The organism is Frankia sp. CeTa3Moorea (assembly GCF_978021225.1).
On the sequence record NZ_CDXDOR010000081.1, the window covers coordinates 1 to 1,291 of the forward strand.

The following is a 1,291-nucleotide window of genomic DNA, read 5'->3' on the forward strand; positions in this document are numbered from 1 at the left end:
CGGCCCACCCGGGCCGGCATCACGAGGCACAGCGCCCCCCACCGGCCTGGCCGCGGTGGCGTGACCTCATGTCCCGTGGTGGTGCCTCATGTCCCGTGGTGGTCGAGCCGCGCTGCTGGAGATCGGTGACGGTCCGGGGCTGGGGTTCGTCACCAAACTGCGGCCTTCCCAGGCAGGGACACCCTCCGGCGGTCGGCTCGACACGGGTCGAGGGTCGGCGGGTGCCGCCCGGGTGGACCGGACGATCCGGCGGGGGCGCCACGGGATCCGGGACTGGCCGGGCAGGCGTCGTCGTCCGGTATCCCCTTGGGGAAGGCCGCTGAAGTCGTTCCACGGGACGTCGCGTCTGCCGTGAGCAGATCTGCCGCCAGCAGATCAGCGCCGTGGGCGCGGATTTCCCGGCAACGCTGGTGACGCCGGCCCATCGTGCTCGCACCCATTCCCGACGGCCGGCGGGAGGACGCACCATGATCGAATCTTTTCCGCGCCTCACGCAGGCCGGGCCGGGGGGTCCGCACCGGGCTACCGCGCAGGCCGCCGCACCCGGGCTCGGCTCCGCGGACGACCAGGTGTTCAGCCGGCTCCTCGAGAACCGGATCGTGTTCCTTGGTTCCGCGGTCGAGGACGCGGTGGCCAACGCGATCAGCGCCAAGCTGCTGCTGCTCGCCGCCGAGGATCCCGCGGCCGACATCTACCTCTACATCAATTCGCCGGGTGGCTCGGTGTCCGCCGGCATGGCGATTTATGACACGATGCAGTACGTCGGAAACGACGTGGCGACGGTCGCGCTGGGTCTCGCCGGTTCGATGGGGCAGTTCCTGCTCTGCGCCGGCACGGCGGGCAAGCGCTACGCGCTGCCCCATGCCCGGATCATGATGCACCAGCCGCACGGCGGCATCGGCGGCACCGCTGCTGACATCTCTATCCAGGCCGAGCAGATGCTGTACACCAAGCGCACGCTGCAGGAGCGAATTGCCTTCCACACCGGGCAGACCGTCGAGCAGATCGAGACCGACTCCGACCGGGACCGGTGGTTCATGGCCGAGGAGGCCAAGGAGTATGGTCTCGTCGATCACGTGGTCGCCCGGGTGGATCAGGTACCCAGTGTGGTCAGTGGAGCGGGCATCGGTCTGCGGCGGGCGGGCCGCACCGGTTTCGGCCCCGGCGGCGGGAGCGGGCGATGACCGGGCGGCCTCCCGCCGCGAGCAGGATCATGCTGGGCGGCGGTGCACCGAGGGCCCGTCACGTCCTGCCGAACATCGTGGAACGGACCTCCCGCGGTGAGTACTCG

1 protein-coding gene is annotated in these 1,291 nt (G+C 70.6%); it reads left to right on the forward strand.

The features are described 5' to 3' along the window. The first annotated feature begins 467 nt into the window (after positions 1-467). A complete protein-coding gene (locus AC08OV_RS14875; protein ID WP_476619800.1) occupies positions 468-1,184 on the forward strand; it encodes an ATP-dependent Clp protease proteolytic subunit in 717 nt (238 codons plus the stop codon). Positions 1,185-1,291 lie beyond the last annotated feature (107 nt).

Excerpts from the sequence above, each read along its gene's own strand:
- AC08OV_RS14875 (WP_476619800.1), top strand. The coding sequence starts at position 468 with ATGATCGAATCTTTTCCGCGCCTCACGCAGGCCGGGCCGGGGGGTCCG.